We start from the raw sequence: 17,550 nt of genomic DNA on the forward strand, positions 1-17,550 counted from the left end.
TGGAAACACGATGATCTCGAAGTGGGCAGTACGTTTTTATCAAATGGCAGAGCTAGTTGGCTCTTGGAGTAAAGACCCCTCAACTCAGGTCGGTGCAGTTATTACAAAAGGTAAACGCATTGTATCGGTGGGATTTAATGGCTACCCACACGGTATTTCTGACAGTGCGGATACGGATGATCGCGACATGAAGCTACTTAAAACACTTCATGCAGAGGAAAATGCCATTCTGTTCGCGAAGCGTGACCTCGAAGGTTGTGAGATTTGGGTAACGCATTTCCCATGCCCGAACTGTGCTGCGAAAATCATCCAAACGGGTATTTCACAAGTATATTGCCCCGAGCAAAGTGAAGATTTCCTTTCTCGTTGGGGAGAGAAGATAAAAATCAGTGCCGATATGTTTGCTCAAGCGGGCGTCGAAGTACATTGGTTACCGTTGGCCGAGCTTCCACCCAAGCGCGACTCAGAATAAGCACAGAATTGGCTTTCGTGCTCAGAGTGAAATCTCTATAATCGGCGGCCACATTGAACACAGCAGTAGGAAGGTAGCAATATGGCTAACACTGCACACGCGCTGCACATTTTGGTGAAGCACCAAAATCAAGCTGAAGACATCATTCAGCAACTTAAAAAAGGCGCAAAATTTCAGACACTTGCCAAGAAGTACTCAACCTGTCCTTCAGGCAAGAAAGGTGGCGACTTGGGCGAGTTTCGCCGTGGTCAAATGGTGCCACAATTCGATAAAGTCTGTTTTACTGGTGAAGTACTGACACCACACCTCGTCAAAACAAAATTTGGCTGGCATGTGGTGAAGGTTCTCTACAGAACCTAATCAAATCGCACAAACAAAAGGAGATGATAAATTCATCTCCTTTTTTATTTCCTACCCATATTAACCCACTAATCCTTCTGGAAATTCACGTTTCACCCTCCACGAGAAGCATTATTTTCCGCCTGCATTCGTTAGAGCTGAAAAGGTTTATCCTTTGATGTGCTGCTCATTTGCACGGTTTGCAAAAGGTCAATTTCACTATGCAGAAAAGTTTACTTTGTCGCATTTACACGTTGAAGAAAGCGTTCAATTGATAGGTTGATGATATAAATCCACCTATTATTAACTTCATTTTAACCATTGCTTGTTGTCGGAGGGTAAGTCGCGTCTTTGATGCGGATACGTTGTCGACTAACACGCAGTAGCTAAACAGGGAAAGTGGTATGGATATAGTCTCAATCGTAATGATCGTATTTGCCGATTTACTTTTAAGCTCAATATTTCTCTGGCTTGGAATGAAGGTAGCGTCTCTCTATGCAGGGATGCCGCTTTCTACGGCGTATTGCAGTTTTTTTAGTGTTATAAAGGTTTGTTTTCTATCGGCTCTTTGCAGATTGATACCTTATGTGGGGGTGATCGCATCGTGGATAGCACTTTTTTACCTCCTGAAAAAGGAGACTGAGGCGGAAATTGGTGAGCTGCTGATTATGGTGCTTGTTTCAAAAGCATTTGCGTTAGCAACGATATTCTTCGTTTTCCCATTGGTGTTTTAATTAGCAACAGTATATTGCATTGTTTTCAGTGAAAACTGTCATTTTTGTATTTGAAAAGGAATTTCAATGAAGTACAGATCTTATGCGATATGGGTGATTAGCGCATTTTTGATTGCCCTAGCAATAGCGTTCGCGCATTGGCACTTCACCGATATGAATGCATCAAGAAGCTTCAGCAACCTCTTAGTAACGTATGGTCTTTATAGTGCTTCGTTGGGGACATTGCTTGGTCTAAGGATGGTCTACATTTACTTTGATCAAGGGCTGTATGAACAAGCGGTAAGTATTAAGTTTTTCTTTCTGGTTTGGGCCGTTTCCGTGTTGCTCCTCTTTGCATCATACGTACCCTATTTGTAGCTTTTATAACGCAAGGATAAAAAGGGAAGTCTTTGATATCTTCATCTCAACTTCAAGAAAAACGGAGACTTTTCTCTTACACAGGTGATCGTCAATCTGGCAACGCTAAACTAAAACGATGAAATATGTAATCGTTCGTTTGATTCTTTCCGCTATTGCCTATTTGCTCTTTGCTGTGGGAAGCACTCTTTTTTACTTCCACTATATCCATGATGTTGGGTCAACGTACTGGGCGATGGGTATCTTCGGGTTGCCATTAGCGTTAGTCTTTGTTTGGATTGCGGATCGGTATGTGAAAACAACGGAATGGTTTGAGCAGCATTTGGGTTGGTTGATAGCGTTAGACTGCTTGTTTGCGGTAACACTTTATTACCCTTTGCTGAATGTAGCTTGGGCAGTGTTCTTTGTGCTGGACTCTTAATAGTCGGTTCAATTGGTGACTTGATTTGAGAGCGTGATCATTGCTGAGTAGAAAAAAGAGGTGACAACGTCACCTCTTTTTTCTTAAGAACTGTGCTTTACAGAACAGTTACTTAGTGAAGATCTCACGGAACTCACGCTTCATAACAGGCTTCAGACGCGCTTGCTTCAGTTGCTTCGCAAGGTCTTTCACACAGTTGTGAAGAATTTTGTCCAGCAGAGTCGCTTTGTACTCAGCCGTTTGCTCTTCGTTCATGTCTTCGAATTTCATGTCTTGAGTTTCTTGCATGAAATCCAGACCCGCGTAGCTTTGGCTTAGGCTAACTAGCGCGTGGAACTGTTCGAAGTTGTCCAGAATGTTCTGTGCACTTGCTGGCAAAGAATCCCAAGTCAAACGAACGACGTCTTCAGACGCTTCGTGTACAGACGCTAGCATAGTGAATAGCTCAGCAGGCACCTGCTCGTACTTGATAACTTGCTGCAGTTCTGCAGACATGTCTTCTAGCTTTACAGCTTCAATTTGTTGTTCAGACATCTTATTTATTCCTGATAACGCAAAACATTGCGCATCCTATAGTGCCAGTAGGTGAAGTCAACAGGAATGCGTGATTACATTCTCTATTTGTCCATATTTAAGGCACTAATAGGCTTATGCAGAGGCTTGCGCTTTATCTTGTTCTTTGGTGTTCGTTTCAGCTTTCTTGTTTTTCTCGTTTACCACTTTCAAAGCGGGTTCTTCTTTGATGACGTTTTCGCCCATTAGGCAGCCACCTTTGGCAATGGTGAGTTGCTCGCTCTGAATTTGGCCTTTTAGCTTACCGTTGCTCAAGATATCAACTTCGCGAGCAATACAGGTACCTTCAACGAGACCGTTAATAGTAACGTGATCTGCGCGAATGCTGCCTTTAAAGTGGCCAGTAGAAGAGATAACAACGTTGCGGGCGTTGATGATAGAACCTTCGCCTTGACCATCAAATTGAATGTCACCTTCAAGATCGAAATCACCGACAATACGGCATTGTTTGGCGACTAAAGACATGGATGTATTGGAAGGCTTGCTTTTGCCGAACATTCCCATTTACTACTACTCCTTTCACTCTTCGGTTAGAGACACAGGCATGTAAAATTCAATACTCTGAATACTATCTGAAATAGGGAAGGGCGCGTGACAAAAATTTTACTCGTTGAGCCGAAATCACACGTCTGCGACACGTTTGCATGCCTACGTTCGGTAAATGGGCGAAACTTTAGACAGTTACGTGTGTCATTCTGGCAATTCCTGACAAGAGTTATTGATGCCTGTCGCGTTGGTTGCTATAACCTCGCGTTATAACGATCTATGTTGAGGTATTAACTATGGCTATCGAACTAACCAACCATGAAGCTCGAGTTATCGGATGTTTGCTTGAGAAGGAAGTCACAACTCCAGAACAATACCCATTAACACTAAACAGCCTGACGACAGCTGCGAATCAAAAAAGCAATCGTGATCCTGTTTTATCTCTTACTGAAGCCGAGGTGTTAGACACTGTCGAGCTATTGAAAGGTAAGCGTCTTATTAGTGATGTTGAAGGCTTTGGTAGCCGTGTGACCAAGTATCAGCATCGATTCTGCAATACCGAATTCGGTTCGTTGCAATTTAGCGAGCAAGAGAAAGGCATTATTTGCGTGATGTTGCTTCGTGGGCCGCAAACGCCAGGTGAACTGCGTACACGCACAAATAGATTGTGTGAATTTTCAGATGTTCGTGATGTAGAGTCTGTGCTGGCAAAAATGATCGAAAAAGGCCATATTGCGCAGCTTCCTCGTGAACCGGGTAAGCGCGAAAGTCGTTATGTCCATTTGTTTGGTTCTGAAACACCTGAAGTGGTGGCTGAGCCATCTGTTGTGTCTTCCGCTGCCGATACTGGATTGACTGCGCGTGTTGAGGCATTGGAAGCTGAAGTGGCCGAGCTTAAAGAGCTCGTCAACGAACTGCTGGGCAACAATCAATAATGCAAGCGCAAGACAAGGCTCCCTTGTCTGACGAAAATATAGCGTCAAAAGACAAAGCCCAATGGCATGTCTATTTGATTCGTACTAATGACAATGCACTGTATTGCGGCGTTACAATCGACGTGGCTCGTCGTTTTGACGAACACCAGAAAAATGGTACGAAAACTGCAAAGTATTTAAGAGGCAAACAGCCGCTTTCTTTGGCATGGACGCGTGAGATAGGGACAAAGCAACAAGCGATGTCCCTTGAATGGAAAATAAAGCGTCTGGCCAAAAAAGATAAAGAGCGTCTCTGCAACGACAGTGGTTTTGCTCAGGTCTTTATCAACGACAACATTTAATTTTTAGGGTTACCATGGCACTTAAAGCAACGGTGTACAAAGCGTCGATTAACGTCGCGGACATGTCACGACATGTATACCTCGACCAAAACGTCACGCTCGCGCAGCACCCATCCGAAACTGAACAACGCATGATGTTGCGTTTACTGGCTTGGACCATGTATGCCGACGAGCGTTTGCAGTTCACTAAGGGCCTTTGTGAAGAATCTGAGCCAGAGCTTTGGATCAAAAATTACAGTGATGAAATCGAGCTCTGGGTTGAGCTAGGTTTGCCAGATGAAAAACGTTTGAAAAAAGCGTGCTCTCAAGCCAAAGAAGTCGTGCTGTTCACATACGGTGATCATGCTGCGGCGGCATGGAAAGCGTCACTGCTAAACAAACTACACCCGTTCAAGAACTTGACCATTATTAATATTGTGGATGAAGTATTGGATGCGGCAGCGGCAGCATCTAGCCGTACGATGGCAATTCAGTCGACCATTGAAGATGGACAGATTTGGTTCTCAGTAGGGGATACCGTGATCTCTCTGATGCCAGATGTCTGGAAAACAGCGGCTGCGTAAGTCAGTCGTTCGCATTTCGTTGTTAAGATGCTGGGTATAATCGCCCGGCTCTTTGTTTTTTAAGCAAGGCAATCAAATCATCTGCTGGCATTGGAGGGTAGTAGAAATGCCCCTGGGCGAAGTTACAGCCAATGTTTCTCAGTAATTCTTGCTGATCAATCGTCTCCACACCCTCGGCAACCACTTTCAATTGAAGCAGGTTCGCCATACTAACGACCGCCTGACATATCACGAGATCGTCTTTCGATTGAGGAAGATCTTTAATAAATCCGCGATCGATTTTCACGGTGTTTACTGGGAAGTGTTTTAGGTAGGCGAGTGACGAATATCCCGTACCGAAATCATCAATAGCAAGACTAATACCCGAGGTGGTTAAACGGTTAAGTATGTGTTGGTTCCGTTCGAGATTCTCAATGAAAACCTGTTCTGTCAGCTCTATTTGTACTCGCGATGGCGGAATATCATAGCGATTGACAGACCGAATGACGTAGTCGGCGAGATACCCATCCTGGAACTCGTGACCGGAAACGTTAATTGCAATGCACTTTGGGGCGCATCGTTCATCAAGCATGTGCGAGTATTGTTTTAATGCAGTGTCGACGACCCAATGGCCAAGGCGCTGCATTAACCCTGTTTCTTCTGCAGTTTGAATGATGATATCTGGGCTGATCACCGCGCCATTTGTGGATTCCCATCTTACAAGAGCCTCCACACCAACGACTTGTCGTGTTCTCAAATCAACCTGTGGTTGAAAATGCAATTGAAGCTCGTCGTTATTTATCGCTTTACGAATGGCTCGTTCGAGTTCTTTTTTATGATTCAGTTGTTCTTGCATGGTTTGGTTATACGCGACAACCTTACGGCTACCCAATACTTTGGCCTTGTGTGACGCGGTATCTGCATGTCGAAGTAATTCATCAGCACGCATGTCTTCAATGTAGCGGTATGCAATACCAATCGCGCAGCTCGTGAGAATGTCGTTATCTTCAATATAGAACTCTTCTTCTAAGCACATTCTCAATTGATTAGCCTGCATTTCAGCTTCCAGTTGAGACATGCCCGGGCAGGCGATCATAAATTGGTCGTTGCTGGTTCTGGCGAGCAGGGCGTGAGGTGGCAACACAGACTTAAAGCGCTTAGCAGCCTCTAGCAATAGCTGATCTGCGACAAGGTAGCCGTACATATCATTTATCTCTTGAAGCTTGTCCAGAGCAATACACAGGAGCACAACATCTTGGTCGCTGCGAATAGAACGTTCCAAATAACATTCAAGTGCAAAACGGTTAGGTAAATGGGTTTGCGGATCGTGGTTGGCAGTGAATTGCAGTTGCGCTTCGACTTCCCTGCGTTGAGTGATTTCCCCTTTCAGCTTCATGACCGATTCAGATTCGGCGCGTCGTCCCATGACATTGACCTCCAGTAAGTAGAGGGAAATTGCGACTAACGCGGTCACAACGATACCGGAGATAAAAATAAGCATCGGTAACGAGAAATAGGAAAGGTTATATTCTGTTTGCTGCCATACGGTCAGTTGCCATTTTCCATTCAATGCATTCACATCAACCATGTTGGCGAGTACGCCATGCTGATGGGGTAACTCGCCATAAAACTGAGCGTTGTTGTCACTTAACACTAACGTTTGTTGGGGGCGAAGAAACTGTTCAGCAATAGCACTCAGCATATGGTTAACGTCGTAGCGTGCCCCAAGATAGCCGGCTATTTTTCCGCCAAATTCGACCGGATGAAGCATTTCTATATAGAGATCCCCGTTATCACCTTGTATGACATCAGACGTTGATAGCTTTGACAGTACAGGCATGGTGTTAAATTTGACTGTGGGGGCAATTTTCCAGTCGCTTACATCATTGTTAGGTTTAAACGATGAGGGGGATCGAAGCACCATTTTATTGTCGAGATCCATCCAATACACACCAACGAAAAAAGGAAAGGTTTCGCGGATGTTGGCAGTGACAGATCGCCAGTTTTGCTCTGTGACATCGCCATCGTTTTGGAAGTTATTTGCCAGCCATACAATGAAATAGGCTTCTTTTTGCAAATTCACCTCAATAGCCCGTTGTAGTCGATTAACTTCAATGCTGAGCATTTGGTCTTGAAGTTCGACCTGGCGCGATTGTGCGCTTCGGTACAGGGTAAAGGTTGAGATAAGGATAAGCATGCAAACGACTGCAATCGCGACGACAGATACAAAGCGCGGTGCATTTTGCGACGTTTCAGTGAAAGGATCATTGCGCTGAGTGGTGTCGTGCAAGGGGATAACCTCAACTATGAGTCATGTGTCTCTCAAAGAAGTCTATGTCATCAGGGGCAAATCGCAATGTAATAGAAAGGAAAGAATGTCTTAAAAATAAGAACTAAGATCATGATTGTGTTACTGAATAGCTATGCAATCAACAAAAGTCCTCCCCCCGAGATTTGCGGCAGTGATTTTCACGATTGACCTGATTACTGATACGAATCCTTGCAGCGTCTCGTTTTTTTTTAAAATCATTACCTTCAAGTGTCCTATTCTTAGCTACAGGATGATGGAATGGATAGGGGCCTCAGTGGATTGGCTCAAAAAACATACGAAAGCATTGTTGATAATTATATTGTCAGCTCTGGTTGCATATTTCTCTCAATTTTCAGTTGCCAATTGGCTGGTAAAGCAGAAAATTCAGGAGGATGCGACTGTGTTGTCCACACTCTATTCTGGGCTGTACCGGGAGAGCTTTGAACAGCTGAAAACCTTGTCATCAAAACTCAGTTATCAATGTAGCAACGAAGACATTGAGCTGATGAATCAAGCAAAATCAAGTAACCTCTTTGTCGATTATGTCGACCTTCACCTAACCAATAATCACTCCTGTTCCATCTATAACAGTGAAAAAGCAGGGCGACCTTTCGGCAGTTTCCCGCCAGAGGATGAGTTGGACTTCGATGATGTTACGTTAATCATGGAAAACAGTCAGTTCGAGGAAATGCGACTCCATACATCACAAGGCACCCTCAGATTTATTTTCCAGCAACCGCGAAACTTTCTCTCAAACTGCGAAATGTGCTTATACATGACCGTCAATGTGGACGGTCGGACGATACAGCTCTATCACCACGCCGATGTGCCTTATCGAGAAGTCTATGAAGGGCCGATGGGTGAAAATAAGATGATGATTAAGCTGTATATTAACCAAGAAGGCGTGGACTTTCTGGTTGGTGAACTCGTTGACATGGTTTCGGTGTTTATCATTTTGCTTGGCGTACTTTTTGCGGTCGGTTTTGAACTAAATCAGACGGAGCGAAAGGGCCTGACGGGCTTACTTAACGAGGCGATCGAATCGAATGCACTCAAGCCGTTTTATCAGCCTATTGTTCGTCCCGAAGGCGGAGAATACAAAGTGGTAGGCGGTGAGGTGTTAGTCAGGTGGCTGGCATCAAATGGTGAGTATATTCCACCTGATACCTTTATTCCGCTCGCTGAACAAAACGGCACAATCCACAAAATCACGGATCAGCTTATCGACAATGTGTTGCATCACTTAAAAAGTACCGTGTTACCTGAGCGTTTTTTTGTCAGCGTGAATGTTTCGCCAAGCTATTTAGAACGCGCGGATACGGCAGAAAACTTACTCTCTAAGCTTAAAGAGTGTGGTATCGACCCGCATATTCTTTCTTTAGAAATCACTGAACGGACGAAGTTTAGTGATTTGAATAAAGCATCAGAATGTATTGAAACGCTGACCGAGCAAGGTATTTCCATCAAACTTGATGACTGTGGTACCGGTTATGGGGCGTTTTCTTATCTCCATATTCTGAATATCGATACGATCAAAATTGATCGTATGTTCGTAGACGGGATTGGCACGGAAAACTTTAAGATCAAAATCCTCGACTCCATACTCGCGTTTGCCAGAGAATCAAAATTACACGTGGTTGCAGAAGGTATCGAAAACAAAACGCAGGCAGATTATTTGATAGGCGCCGGTGTGGAAATGCTGCAAGGCTCTTATTTTGGCGATCCTGTTCCGTTTGATATTTTCAAAACAACGTTTACGCCTTCCGATCCTTTGTCCTCGACACATATCCTCATTCAATAACATCATTCACCTTTTACCTTTTACCTTTTACCTTTCACCTTTTTAGCTTGCAACAGTTATATGTTTCACCCAAATGCGTGATGAATAGCTGGTGGTTTGTTGATTTTGCTGTTTTAATCAATAAGATCAATTTGTTAACGTCGAGTCATTCCAAATTCTACGACTAGACTGAAATATAGGGCGAGAAATTACGTTCAATTTGGTAAGACTAGGGTCTGTTGCTCTTTGTTGATGATTTTTGCAGCAGTATGTGTGGACTTTATGCAAGGCAGAGGCTTCGATGTGTAGCTGGCCTACATGAGAAGCAGATAACGAAGGAGAAAGTCCACACAAACGCTGCCCGAAGGGTTCTGCTAAAACCGTTTTGTGCTTTGTTGAGCTGCATTTGCTTAGAGTAACTAGGCGACATACACCTCGCCGCGCCTAAAACGTTTTTCGCTAGAACAAAAATTGATCATCAAAGAACAACAGACCCGAGAAACTCTTTCTTATTTATGGACTCAAAGAGTGACACAAGGCCTAAGGATGTGTGTTTATGTTTAAATCGTTTTTTCTGGATAAGCGTTGGTTTCATTGGTCGATTCTCGGCTCTGCGCTTATTCTCTATGTGACTTGGTACAAAGTAGAAATTGATGTCAAAGTAAACGAATGGTTTGGTTCTTTTTACAACCTCATACAAAAAGCCCTTTCTGAACCAAACGCTGTGACGTTCGAGGAATTCTTCGCAGGATGTGTTGAGTTTTTCAATATCGTCTCCGTCTACATCATCATTGCCGTCATGCTCGACTTCTTTGTCAGACACTACGTGTTCCGTTGGCGTACTGCGATGAATGACTACTACATGTCACATTGGAACAAAATCCGCCATATCGAAGGTGCATCACAGCGTATTCAGGAAGATACAATGCGCTTCGCACGGATTATGGAAGGTCTGGGTGTTAGCTTTATGCGTTCACTCATGACATTGGTAGCCTTCCTTCCAATTCTATGGACCTTAAGTGAGCATGTGACTGAATTACCGTGGATTGGTGAGGTCAGCCGTTCATTGGTTTACCTCGCTATTCTCTCTGCGCTGTTTGGTACAGTGCTGTTGGCCATCGTGGGGATCAAACTGCCAGGCCTTGAGTTTAAAAACCAAAAAGTCGAAGCCGCTTATCGTAAAGAATTGGTTTTCGGTGAAGATCATGACGACCGTGCACAACCTGAATCCGTCAAAGAACTGTTCCAAAATGTACGTAAAAACTACTTTAACCTGTATCGCCACTACTTGTACTTCGACATTGCGAAATGGTCGTACATTCAGTACACCGTCATCGTGCCGTACATTGCGTTAGGTCCAACGATTGTCTCTGGCGCGATCACCTTGGGTGTTCTACAGCAAATTCTTCGTGCGTTCGGTAAGGTTGAGGATTCATTCCAGTTCCTTGTTCATTCTTGGAGCACAATTGTTGAGTTGATGTCTATTTACAAACGTTTGAAAGGATTTGAAGAACAGATAGAAATCGCAATCAACGCTGAACAGGAAGCAGCAACAGATCAGTAGTCGTTGCGGAAAATTATTACTTCGCGAGCCCGCTTATCCAGCGGGCTTTTTTGTTGTTTGAAATGCCTTCGTGTCCCAGGAAGTTAATGGTTCTCATGTTGTACGAGGAAAAAAATTTGTACAAGAGTGATCCATTGTTACGCTTAAGTTGTACAAAGTAGAAACCCTGTACAAGAAGGAACGACAAAATGGCGATTAAACTTGGAGTCAGTGCATGTGTCATCGGTGAAAAGGTAAGGTTTGATACAGGACATAAGCGAAGCCACTTTGTCAGCGAAGAGTTACAACCTTTCGTTGAGTATGTTCCTGTGTGTCCGGAAATGGCGATCGGCATGGGAACACCACGACCAACCATACGCTTGTTGGATCGGGGAGAGGAAATCGGTGTTCGGCTCGTTGAAACAAAAGACAGCGAAATTGACCATACGGATAAGATGATGGCATTCAGCGAGTCCACTGCTGAGCGGTTGGCAAGCATGGAGCTTTGCGGTTATGTCGTCTGTGCTAAGTCACCGACGTGTGGTATGGAGAGGGTAAAAATCTATCGTGAAAATGGCCATGTGGCTTCTGAGAAAATTGGCGTGGGACTATACACCCAAGCACTGATCAAGCGAATGCCTTGGTTACCCATAGAAGAAGATGGTCGGCTTAATGATCCTGTATTGAAAGAAAACTTTGTCTTTCGCGTATTTGCGCTTCACGACCTGTATCAATCAGTGGCGTCGGGGATCACCCGAAAAGCAATCATCGACTTTCATTCTCGCTACAAATTGGTGCTTATGGCACACAGCCCCACGTCATACAAAGCACTAGGATCTTTTGTTGCCCGTATTGCGGAACACGACATCAATGCATTCTTTTATGAGTACCGAACTTTATTTATGCAGGCTATTGCTCACCGAGCGAGTCGAAAAAATAACACTAACGTGTTGATGCATCTACAAGGTTACTTTAAGCGTGATCTCAATAAGAACCAGAAAGCGGAACTCGCGAAACTGATTGAGTCTTACCGTAAGGGGAATATGCCGTTACTTGCTCCACTCACGCTCATAAACCACCACCTTCAACAAAACCCTGACGACTACCTACGCAAGCAGAGCTATTTGAATCCGTATCCTGAAAGCTTGAGGTTACGTTATGGCCTATGAAGAAACCTTGCTGACGATTGGCGAAGTGTCGGATCTGACTGGGGTAAACTCCGTCACATTGAGAGCGTGGCAACGGCGGTATGGATTACTTAAGCCTCAGCGAACTCCGAAGGGGCACCGATTATACACCTCAGGTGATGTAAGCCGAATACGAGACATCTTAAATTGGCTAGATAAAGGGGTTGCGGTAAGTCAGGTAAAAGCCTTGCTAGAAACCCAAACAGGAGTGCATGAAGAAGTTGAACAGCCAGATACAGAGTATGTTGCTGTTCAAAATGCGCTGATGTCTTTACATGCGACAGCCTTAACCAAACAACTCTTAGATTTAACGAAGCATTACCCCATACGTGTTTTGGAAAAACGTATTTTTGACCCTTTAGATGATTGGTTACTGAGGCAAAAATCGCCTGCGATGAAGCCCTACATCAGTTTGTGGCAGACGGCGTTGAGAAATACTCTCGCGTACCTTGCGTTTGATAACGCAAAAGGAAAAAACACTAGATGGTGTTGGCTGGTGGGGTTGGATGAGAATCCCGGCTACTCAATATACGTGAAAGCCCTTAAGTTACAGCTTGAAGGTTACAGTGTCACGGTATTGGAAGGGGTAAATAGCGGAATATCAGGCCTTTATGTGTCGTTAATCGACCAATCAGTTGAACAACTGGTGGTGTTTTCTGACCAAGCGTTATCCGCCAGTTGTCGAAAAGAGCTTGAAGAAATCATGGGGAAAGGGATGTTGAGCATGGTAATTGCAGGGAAATGCACAGTGATTCATCCAGAGCTATTGCCAGCGTCAACGCCCAAATTACATGGCGGTGATCACAGTCATAAGGGAGAAACGCAATGAAACTCATGTGGTTCAGGCGAGATCTTCGCGTCAAAGACAACCTTGCGTTAACGGAAGCTTGTAAAGATGGCGAACCTGTCATCGCAGTGTATTTTGAAACCCATGTGCAGTGGAAACAGCACCATATGGCACCAATTCAGGCGGATTTGATCAGTCGACGATTACAGGGGCTAAGGCAAGATCTAGAGGCGTTAAACATTCCACTGATATTTAAGAGTGTCGCTGGTTATAGCGATATAAACCCAGTGATTGCCCAGCTGTGTCAAGAATACCAAATCGCTGATATTTACTGCACACGTGATTACGAGTTTGACGAAGTGAATCGGGACAATGGCATTTCGGGGCTATTGAGCTTAACTAGCACAACGTTAAATTCCGTTGATGATAAATGTATCTTCGCACCGGGTTCGATTTTGACCGGTGAGGGAAATACCTATCGTGTGTTTACGCCATTTAAGAAAGCTTGGATAAAGAAGTTTATGCAATGTTTGCCTCAGCCTCTGGCTACGCCGGAACCTGTAGAAACGAATGCATTGACGCAAGGCCTGCTAAAACAACAAAACGCCATCGAATTTCATTATCCACAAATCGATTCTGTTAGTTGGCCTATTGACGACAGCACCATTATTCAACGTCTTCGTGATTACTGCCGTTACCGCGTAACGCAATATGACGAAGCCAGAGATTTTCCTGCTATTCCCGCCACCAGCCAGTTATCACCGTACTTAGCAATCGGCGCGATTTCCCCGAGACAATGTGTCGCCAGACTTCTTGTTGAACAAACGGATTGTTTAGAGAAAGGGTCAGGAGGTGCGTTTGTTTGGTTGTCAGAAATCATTTGGCGAGAGTTCTATCAGCACATCGTGGCGCGCTATCCAAACATAAGCAAAGGGAAAGCGTTTCAAGGCTGGACGGACAATATTGAATGGCAGGGCGACGAACTCAAATTTGAGCGCTGGAAGCAAGGGAAAACTGGCTTCCCTATCGTGGATGCGGCCATGCGACAACTTAATGAAACAGGGTGGATGCATAACCGGCTTCGAATGGTTGTTGCCAGCTTTCTCGTAAAGGATCTGCATTTGGATTGGCGTTGGGGGGAACGTTATTTCATGTCCCGTCTTGTGGATGGTGATTTTGCTGCGAACAACGGCGGGTGGCAGTGGTGTGCATCGGTTGGGACAGACGCTCAGCCATACTTTCGTATCTTTAATCCTGACTCGCAAAGTAAGCGATTTGATCCGAATGCCCGATTTATCCGTAGATGGTTGAAAGAATTAGAAACTGTCCCAGACAAGGCTCTCCACGATCCTCACTCTTGGGCGGAAAAACAAGGGCAGGAACTTGCGTATCCCAGCCCCATCGTCAACCACAAAATTGCGCGTGAGAAAACGATTACCATGTTTGAAATAGCGAAAGTTTCTCAAAGCACGCACAGGGCGGAATCATGATGCACTCAACCATCCATTCAGACAGAGACACGCTTGATAAGTTTATCTCTATCTACTCATCGTTGAGGAAAGATAATCTCAATTCTCTTGATGAGATTTACAGTGAAGATGTGGTGTTTGAAGACCCCGCTCATCGCATTGAAGGGTATGAAAACCTCGCGAGTTACTTTGAATCGCTTTACATGAACGTGACCGACTGTCGTTTTGAAATTCACGACTATGCAGTCAACGAAAGCGTGGCGTTTTTAAGTTGGACCATGACATTGTCACACCCTAAGTTGCAAGGCGGAGAAGCCAGATCAGTAAACGGGTGCACAAAGCTGACGCTCAAAGACGGTCGGGTTGTTAGACACAGAGACTATTTTGATTTAGGTGAAATGCTTTATGAGGCACTCCCTTTTCTCGGATCGGCGGTAAAACTTATCAAGAAAAGGTTGGGCCAATGAAGACGGTTTTGATTACAGGCGCGTCTTCTGGCATTGGCTATCAGTTGGCCAAGGACTATGCCCAAGATGGGTGGAACGTAATTGCCTGTGGACGCAATTCGGCCAAGTTAGAAAGTTTATCTGGTGTGCACGGCAATATCTGTGTGCTGATGTTTGACGCGACCGATAAGGCACAAACCCTAGAGGCATTGAGTTGCCTCGCTGACATTGATCTCATCATTCTTAATGCTGGCACGTGTGAATATATCGATAAAGGGCGTATCGATGTTGATTTGTTCAAGCGTGTTTTTGATATCAACCTGTTCGGCTTACTTAATTGTATCGAAGCCCTTCAAGACAGTTTTACTCATAAAACGCATCTCGCACTAATGGGGTCGACCGCAGCATATCTTGGATTACCACGAGCAGAAGCTTACGGCGCATCTAAAGCGGCAGTGGCGTATCTTGCGAAATCTCTCGCCGTTGATTTGGAAAGAAAGGGTGTATTTGTCTCTTTGATATCGCCAGGGTTTGTGAAAACGCCACTCACTGACAAAAACGACTTTGCAATGCCAATGCTCATCTCGCCGGAACAAGCATCTTTGGAAATCAGGCAGGGATTAGCCAAACGGAAAAGTGAGGTCCATTTCCCACGTAAATTCAGTTACTTCCTCAAAATGCTGTCAACACTACCTAGCTCAATGCAGATTGCGCTCGTAAAGAAAATGACAAGGAAAACACAATGAGAATTGCAATTATTGGTTCCGGGATCTCGGGTTTGACGTGTGCTCATTATCTGCATCGTGAGCATGACATCACTGTTTACGAAGCCAACGATTACGTTGGAGGTCATACCGCAACCATTGATGTTGAAGTAGCGAGTGGAAAGTACGCGATAGACACGGGTTTTATTGTGTTTAACGACAGAACATACCCAAATTTTCAAACCTTGTTGTCAGAAATAGGCGTGAGTGCGCAAGAAACTGAAATGAGTTTTAGCGTACGCAATGAAGACAATGGGCTCGAATATAACGGACACAGTGTTTCTTCGTTGTTCGCTCAAAAACGTAATTTGTTTAATCCACGTTTTTATGGGTTTATCGCGGAGATTTTACGCTTTAACAAAGAGGCCAGAGCGTCATATTCTCAGGCTGCCCACGGCAATGGGCTGACTGAGCAGACGCTAGGGGAATTTCTCTCTCAGCGTGGATATAGCGAGTATTTCTGTCAGAACTACATCCTTCCCATGGGTGCGGCGATTTGGTCATCAACACTGTCTGATATGAGAGCCTTTCCGCTCAAGTTTTTCCTGCGATTTTTTCAAAACCATGGCTTGTTAGATGTCACTAATCGCCCTCAATGGTATGTCATTCCAGGGGGATCGCGTGAATACGTCAGAAAGCTAATACCGCCATTTGAAGATCGTATCCGGCTAGGTGCGGACATTCGCTCAGTAGTGCGCAGCGAGAATGAAGTGACCATCAATACCGCTGAAAATGCTGAGAAATTCGATCAGGTAATTTTTGCCTGTCACAGCGACCAAGCTTTAGCTCTGCTCGATGGTGCCACGTTCGACGAAACGAATTTGCTCTCTTCAATCGAATATCAGAACAATGAGGTTGTTCTGCACACGGACGAAGCGATGCTGCCCACCAGAAAAGCAGCGTGGGCAAGTTGGAATTATCACCTTGGTATTCAAGATAACCGAGAAACTCGACCAGCAGCACTGACGTACAACATGAACATTCTTCAGGGCATCAAATCACCAGAAACGTTTTGTGTCACCTTGAACCAAACGGACAGCATCGATCCGAGCAAGATCCTCCGTAAGTTTGTCTATGCCCATCCGGTATTTGACCAAAAATGCATTGACGCGCAAGGGAAGCGTCATGTGATCAACGGTCACAACAACACCTGGTTCTGCGGCGCGTATTGGTATAACGGATTTCATGAAGACGGTGTTCGTAGTGCGCTAGATGTGATCAACGGTATTTCACTGTCGCACGGTTCATTAGGTGGAGCTGCATTAAGGAAAGCCTCATGACAAGTGAAGCCCCCGTTAATGCGCATGAAAAAAATGCGTGTCAAAAACAACAACAGCTTAACAGTGGTTTATTTGTTGGAAGCGTTAGACATCGCCGTTTTTCCCCCGTTGAGCATACATTTACCTACCCCATGTTTATGGCACTGGTTGATTTGGACGAGATAGAGATTTTGTCTTCGTCAGTTCGAGGGTTTTCATCACGTAAATGGGCGATGGCGTCATTTTACCGACCTGATTACATGCAAGGGCGTGAAGATACGAAGCAAGCGGTGCAGGACAAGGTGTTTGCGCTAACCGGAAAAAAGTTTAGTGGGAAAGTGCTTGCGCTCTGTCATCTGCGTTACTTCGGCCTATATTTCAGTCCGGTTAATTTTTATTACGTTTACGACGATCAAAATCGTTGGCAGTACGTATTGGCTGAAGTGAGTAACACCCCGTGGAATCAGCGTCACTACTACGCGGTTCCAGCAGGTAAGTATTGGGAAAATGACAAAGCATTCCACGTGTCACCGTTTAACCCGATTGACCAGAAGTACGTTTGGAAATTGAGGGCACTGGATAAAACCGCATTTGTGCACTTAGAAACTCACAGAGAGAAGCGCGAGTTTGATGCAACGCTCGCGTTGAAAAGACAACCTTTTACGTCAATGGAACTCGCAAAGCTCATCGCGAAGACCCCAATAATGACGATCAAGGTTGTCGTGTCAATTTACTGGGAGGCTCTTAAGTTATGGATCAAGGGCGCGAAGTTCTATGGACACCCAGAACAGGTGAAGGAGTAAC

The 17,550-nt window shown here is 44.7% G+C and carries 20 protein-coding genes; 17 read left to right on the plus strand and 3 right to left on the minus strand.

Annotated elements, in window-relative coordinates:
* Nucleotides 1–10 precede the first annotated feature (10 nt).
* From LRP49_RS00310 to LRP49_RS00330, 5 genes are all read left to right on the plus strand, one after another.
* Nucleotides 11–472: a dCMP deaminase family protein gene (locus LRP49_RS00310; protein ID WP_274139411.1), complete on the plus strand. Its 462-nt coding sequence runs from the start codon at nucleotides 11–13 to the stop codon at nucleotides 470–472.
* 81 nt (nucleotides 473–553) lie between these two features.
* Complete coding sequence (gene ppiC, locus LRP49_RS00315; RefSeq protein WP_274139412.1) at nucleotides 554–832, plus strand: peptidylprolyl isomerase PpiC; 279 nt, start codon at nucleotides 554–556, stop codon at nucleotides 830–832.
* A 383-nt stretch (nucleotides 833–1,215) separates the two neighbouring features.
* On the plus strand, nucleotides 1,216–1,545 hold the full coding sequence (locus LRP49_RS00320) for a hypothetical protein (RefSeq protein ID WP_274139414.1): 330 nt from the start codon (nucleotides 1,216–1,218) through the stop codon (nucleotides 1,543–1,545).
* Between the two features lie 66 nt (nucleotides 1,546–1,611).
* Complete coding sequence (locus tag LRP49_RS00325) at nucleotides 1,612–1,902, plus strand: hypothetical protein (RefSeq protein WP_274139415.1); 291 nt, start codon at nucleotides 1,612–1,614, stop codon at nucleotides 1,900–1,902.
* Nucleotides 1,903–2,020: 118 nt separating this feature from the next.
* Nucleotides 2,021–2,323, plus strand: coding sequence for a hypothetical protein (locus LRP49_RS00330; RefSeq protein WP_274139416.1), 303 nt, complete (start codon nucleotides 2,021–2,023; stop codon nucleotides 2,321–2,323).
* 108 nt (nucleotides 2,324–2,431) lie between these two features.
* Here LRP49_RS00330 and LRP49_RS00335 read toward each other — a convergent pair whose 3' ends face one another.
* Both LRP49_RS00335 and LRP49_RS00340 read right to left on the minus strand, forming a co-directional pair.
* Nucleotides 2,432–2,866, minus strand: a complete 435-nt coding sequence (locus tag LRP49_RS00335; protein WP_274140076.1) for a DUF3069 domain-containing protein — start codon at nucleotides 2,864–2,866, stop codon at nucleotides 2,432–2,434.
* A gap of 105 nt (nucleotides 2,867–2,971) precedes the next feature.
* Nucleotides 2,972–3,400 (minus strand): bactofilin family protein, encoded by a 429-nt coding sequence (locus LRP49_RS00340; RefSeq protein WP_274139417.1) that lies wholly within the window; start codon nucleotides 3,398–3,400, stop codon nucleotides 2,972–2,974.
* Nucleotides 3,401–3,678: 278 nt separating this feature from the next.
* Here LRP49_RS00340 and LRP49_RS00345 point away from each other — a divergent pair, with 278 nt between their 5' ends.
* The 3 genes from LRP49_RS00345 to LRP49_RS00355 are packed head-to-tail and all read left to right on the plus strand — an operon-like array spanning nucleotide 3,679 to nucleotide 5,221.
* Nucleotides 3,679–4,317 (plus strand): YceH family protein, encoded by a 639-nt coding sequence (locus LRP49_RS00345; protein ID WP_274139418.1) that lies wholly within the window; start codon nucleotides 3,679–3,681, stop codon nucleotides 4,315–4,317.
* On the plus strand, nucleotides 4,317–4,658 hold the full coding sequence (locus tag LRP49_RS00350; RefSeq protein ID WP_274139420.1) for a GIY-YIG nuclease family protein: 342 nt from the start codon (nucleotides 4,317–4,319) through the stop codon (nucleotides 4,656–4,658). Before LRP49_RS00345 ends, LRP49_RS00350 begins: the two co-directional genes overlap by 1 nt.
* A gap of 14 nt (nucleotides 4,659–4,672) precedes the next feature.
* Nucleotides 4,673–5,221 (plus strand): YaeQ family protein, encoded by a 549-nt coding sequence (locus LRP49_RS00355; protein ID WP_274139422.1) that lies wholly within the window; start codon nucleotides 4,673–4,675, stop codon nucleotides 5,219–5,221.
* Between the two features lie 22 nt (nucleotides 5,222–5,243).
* Here LRP49_RS00355 and LRP49_RS00360 read toward each other — a convergent pair whose 3' ends face one another.
* Entirely contained in the window at nucleotides 5,244–7,397 is a 2,154-nt protein-coding gene (locus LRP49_RS00360; RefSeq protein WP_337992936.1) for a putative bifunctional diguanylate cyclase/phosphodiesterase, read from the minus strand.
* Nucleotides 7,398–7,911: 514 nt separating this feature from the next.
* Between LRP49_RS00360 and LRP49_RS00365 the strand changes: the two genes are divergently transcribed.
* The 9 genes from LRP49_RS00365 to LRP49_RS00405 all read left to right on the plus strand — a co-directional run bounded on the left by LRP49_RS00365 (nucleotide 7,912) and on the right by LRP49_RS00405 (nucleotide 17,549).
* Complete coding sequence (locus LRP49_RS00365; RefSeq protein ID WP_274139424.1) at nucleotides 7,912–9,312, plus strand: EAL domain-containing protein; 1,401 nt, start codon at nucleotides 7,912–7,914, stop codon at nucleotides 9,310–9,312.
* A gap of 535 nt (nucleotides 9,313–9,847) precedes the next feature.
* A complete protein-coding gene (gene sbmA / locus LRP49_RS00370) occupies nucleotides 9,848–10,855 on the plus strand; it encodes a peptide antibiotic transporter SbmA (RefSeq protein ID WP_274139426.1) in 1,008 nt (335 codons plus the stop codon).
* A gap of 188 nt (nucleotides 10,856–11,043) precedes the next feature.
* A complete protein-coding gene (locus LRP49_RS00375; protein ID WP_274139427.1) occupies nucleotides 11,044–12,003 on the plus strand; it encodes a YbgA family protein in 960 nt (319 codons plus the stop codon).
* On the plus strand, nucleotides 11,993–12,850 hold the full coding sequence (locus tag LRP49_RS00380; protein WP_274139429.1) for a MerR family transcriptional regulator: 858 nt from the start codon (nucleotides 11,993–11,995) through the stop codon (nucleotides 12,848–12,850). The genes LRP49_RS00375 and LRP49_RS00380 overlap by 11 nt, the downstream gene beginning before the upstream one ends.
* Nucleotides 12,847–14,298 carry a deoxyribodipyrimidine photo-lyase gene (phrB, locus tag LRP49_RS00385; protein WP_274139430.1) on the plus strand — a complete coding sequence of 484 codons (1,452 nt, stop codon included), beginning with the start codon at nucleotides 12,847–12,849 and terminating at the stop codon, nucleotides 14,296–14,298. Before LRP49_RS00380 ends, phrB begins: the two co-directional genes overlap by 4 nt.
* Nucleotides 14,295–14,744, plus strand: a complete 450-nt coding sequence (locus LRP49_RS00390; RefSeq protein ID WP_274139431.1) for a nuclear transport factor 2 family protein — start codon at nucleotides 14,295–14,297, stop codon at nucleotides 14,742–14,744. The genes phrB and LRP49_RS00390 overlap by 4 nt, the downstream gene beginning before the upstream one ends.
* On the plus strand, nucleotides 14,741–15,469 hold the full coding sequence (locus LRP49_RS00395; RefSeq protein WP_274139433.1) for an SDR family NAD(P)-dependent oxidoreductase: 729 nt from the start codon (nucleotides 14,741–14,743) through the stop codon (nucleotides 15,467–15,469). The genes LRP49_RS00390 and LRP49_RS00395 overlap by 4 nt, the downstream gene beginning before the upstream one ends.
* Nucleotides 15,466–16,767 carry an NAD(P)/FAD-dependent oxidoreductase gene (locus LRP49_RS00400; protein WP_274139434.1) on the plus strand — a complete coding sequence of 434 codons (1,302 nt, stop codon included), beginning with the start codon at nucleotides 15,466–15,468 and terminating at the stop codon, nucleotides 16,765–16,767. The genes LRP49_RS00395 and LRP49_RS00400 overlap by 4 nt, the downstream gene beginning before the upstream one ends.
* On the plus strand, nucleotides 16,764–17,549 hold the full coding sequence (locus tag LRP49_RS00405; protein WP_274139436.1) for a DUF1365 domain-containing protein: 786 nt from the start codon (nucleotides 16,764–16,766) through the stop codon (nucleotides 17,547–17,549). Before LRP49_RS00400 ends, LRP49_RS00405 begins: the two co-directional genes overlap by 4 nt.
* Nucleotide 17,550 lies beyond the last annotated feature (1 nt).

The sequence above is a fragment of the Enterovibrio qingdaonensis genome, from assembly GCF_028683135.1.
Lineage (GTDB): Bacteria > Pseudomonadota > Gammaproteobacteria > Enterobacterales > Vibrionaceae > Enterovibrio > Enterovibrio qingdaonensis.

Excerpts from the sequence above, each read along its gene's own strand:
- LRP49_RS00310 (WP_274139411.1), top strand. The coding sequence starts at position 11 with ATGATCTCGAAGTGGGCAGTACGTTTTTATCAAATGGCAGAGCTAGTT.
- ppiC (WP_274139412.1), top strand. The coding sequence starts at position 554 with ATGGCTAACACTGCACACGCGCTGCACATTTTGGTGAAGCACCAAAAT.
- LRP49_RS00320 (WP_274139414.1), top strand. The coding sequence starts at position 1,216 with ATGGATATAGTCTCAATCGTAATGATCGTATTTGCCGATTTACTTTTA.
- LRP49_RS00325 (WP_274139415.1), top strand. The coding sequence starts at position 1,612 with ATGAAGTACAGATCTTATGCGATATGGGTGATTAGCGCATTTTTGATT.
- LRP49_RS00330 (WP_274139416.1), top strand. The coding sequence starts at position 2,021 with ATGAAATATGTAATCGTTCGTTTGATTCTTTCCGCTATTGCCTATTTG.
- LRP49_RS00340 (WP_274139417.1), bottom strand. The coding sequence starts at position 3,400 with ATGGGAATGTTCGGCAAAAGCAAGCCTTCCAATACATCCATGTCTTTA.
- LRP49_RS00345 (WP_274139418.1), top strand. The coding sequence starts at position 3,679 with ATGGCTATCGAACTAACCAACCATGAAGCTCGAGTTATCGGATGTTTG.
- LRP49_RS00350 (WP_274139420.1), top strand. The coding sequence starts at position 4,317 with ATGCAAGCGCAAGACAAGGCTCCCTTGTCTGACGAAAATATAGCGTCA.
- LRP49_RS00355 (WP_274139422.1), top strand. The coding sequence starts at position 4,673 with ATGGCACTTAAAGCAACGGTGTACAAAGCGTCGATTAACGTCGCGGAC.
- LRP49_RS00360 (WP_337992936.1), bottom strand. The coding sequence starts at position 7,397 with ATGCTTATCCTTATCTCAACCTTTACCCTGTACCGAAGCGCACAATCG.
- sbmA (WP_274139426.1), top strand. The coding sequence starts at position 9,848 with ATGTTTAAATCGTTTTTTCTGGATAAGCGTTGGTTTCATTGGTCGATT.
- LRP49_RS00375 (WP_274139427.1), top strand. The coding sequence starts at position 11,044 with ATGGCGATTAAACTTGGAGTCAGTGCATGTGTCATCGGTGAAAAGGTA.
- LRP49_RS00380 (WP_274139429.1), top strand. The coding sequence starts at position 11,993 with ATGGCCTATGAAGAAACCTTGCTGACGATTGGCGAAGTGTCGGATCTG.
- phrB (WP_274139430.1), top strand. The coding sequence starts at position 12,847 with ATGAAACTCATGTGGTTCAGGCGAGATCTTCGCGTCAAAGACAACCTT.
- LRP49_RS00390 (WP_274139431.1), top strand. The coding sequence starts at position 14,295 with ATGATGCACTCAACCATCCATTCAGACAGAGACACGCTTGATAAGTTT.
- LRP49_RS00395 (WP_274139433.1), top strand. The coding sequence starts at position 14,741 with ATGAAGACGGTTTTGATTACAGGCGCGTCTTCTGGCATTGGCTATCAG.
- LRP49_RS00400 (WP_274139434.1), top strand. The coding sequence starts at position 15,466 with ATGAGAATTGCAATTATTGGTTCCGGGATCTCGGGTTTGACGTGTGCT.
- LRP49_RS00405 (WP_274139436.1), top strand. The coding sequence starts at position 16,764 with ATGACAAGTGAAGCCCCCGTTAATGCGCATGAAAAAAATGCGTGTCAA.